At 53.7% G+C, this 1,711-nt stretch carries 1 rRNA gene; it reads left to right on the top strand.

The features are described 5' to 3' along the window. A 23S ribosomal RNA gene (locus UTO39_RS22245) occupies positions 1-1,677 on the top strand; the annotation flags it as partial. Between the last annotated feature and the right edge of the window lie 34 nt (positions 1,678-1,711).

Below are 1,711 nucleotides of genomic sequence, written 5' to 3' on the forward strand. Positions count from 1 at the left end.
TGCTGGAGGTATCAGAAGTGCGAATGCTGACATAAGTAACGATAAAGCGGGTGAAAAGCCCGCTCGCCGGAAGACCAAGGGTTCCTGTCCAACGTTAATCGGGGCAGGGTGAGTCGACCCCTAAGGCGAGGCCGAAAGGCGTAGTCGATGGGAAACAGGTTAATATTCCTGTACTTGGTGTTACTGCGAAGGGGGGACGGAGAAGGCTATGTCAGCCGGGCGACGGTTGTCCCGGTTTAAGCGTGTAGGTGTGTGTTCCAGGCAAATCCGGTTCACTCTAACACTGAGGCGTGATGACGAGGCACTACGGTGCTGAAGTGATAAATGCCCTGCTTCCAGGAAAAGCCTCTAAGCATCAGGTAACACGAAATCGTACCCCAAACCGACACAGGTGGTCAGGTAGAGAATACCAAGGCGCTTGAGAGAACTCGGGTGAAGGAACTAGGCAAAATGGTGCCGTAACTTCGGGAGAAGGCACGCTGATATGTAGGTGAAGCCCCTGCGGGCGGAGCTGAAATCAGTCGAAGATACCAGCTGGCTGCAACTGTTTATTAAAAACACAGCACTGTGCAAACACGAAAGTGGACGTATACGGTGTGACGCCTGCCCGGTGCCGGAAGGTTAATTGATGGGGTTAGCGGCAACGCGAAGCTCTTGATCGAAGCCCCGGTAAACGGCGGCCGTAACTATAACGGTCCTAAGGTAGCGAAATTCCTTGTCGGGTAAGTTCCGACCTGCACGAATGGCGTAATGATGGCCAGGCTGTCTCCACCCGAGACTCAGTGAAATTGAACTCGCTGTGAAGATGCAGTGTACCCGCGGCAAGACGGAAAGACCCCGTGAACCTTTACTATAGCTTGACACTGAACACTGGTCCTTGATGTGTAGGATAGGTGGGAGGCTTTGAAGCGTGGACGCCAGTCTGCGTGGAGCCGTCCTTGAAATACCACCCTTTAATGGCTGGTGTTCTAACGTGGACCCGTAATCCGGGTTGCGGACAGTGTCTGGTGGGTAGTTTGACTGGGGCGGTCTCCTCCCAAAGAGTAACGGAGGAGCACGAAGGTTAGCTAATCCTGGTCGGACATCAGGAGGTTAGTGCAATGGCATAAGCTAGCTTGACTGCGAGAGTGACGGCTCGAGCAGGTGCGAAAGCAGGTCATAGTGATCCGGTGGTTCTGAATGGAAGGGCCATCGCTCAACGGATAAAAGGTACTCCGGGGATAACAGGCTGATACCGCCCAAGAGTTCATATCGACGGCGGTGTTTGGCACCTCGATGTCGGCTCATCACATCCTGGGGCTGAAGTAGGTCCCAAGGGTATGGCTGTTCGCCATTTAAAGTGGTACGCGAGCTGGGTTTAGAACGTCGTGAGACAGTTCGGTCCCTATCTGCCGTGGGCGCTGGAGAATTGAGGGGGGCTGCTCCTAGTACGAGAGGACCGGAGTGGACGCATCACTGGTGTTCGGGTTGTCATGCCAATGGCACTGCCCGGTAGCTAAATGCGGAAGAGATAAGTGCTGAAAGCATCTAAGCACGAAACTTGCCCCGAGATGAGTTCTCCCTGAGACTTTAAGTCTCCTGAAGGAACGTTAAAGACGATGACGTTGATAGGTCGGGTGTGTAAGCGCAGCGATGCGTTGAGCTAACCGATACTAATGAACCGTGAGGCTTAACCTTACAACGCCGAAGGTGTTTTGGCGGTGAGAGACAC

The sequence above is a fragment of the Enterobacter sp. 118C5 genome (assembly GCF_034107645.1).
Taxonomy (GTDB): Bacteria; Pseudomonadota; Gammaproteobacteria; order Enterobacterales; family Enterobacteriaceae; genus Enterobacter; species Enterobacter nematophilus.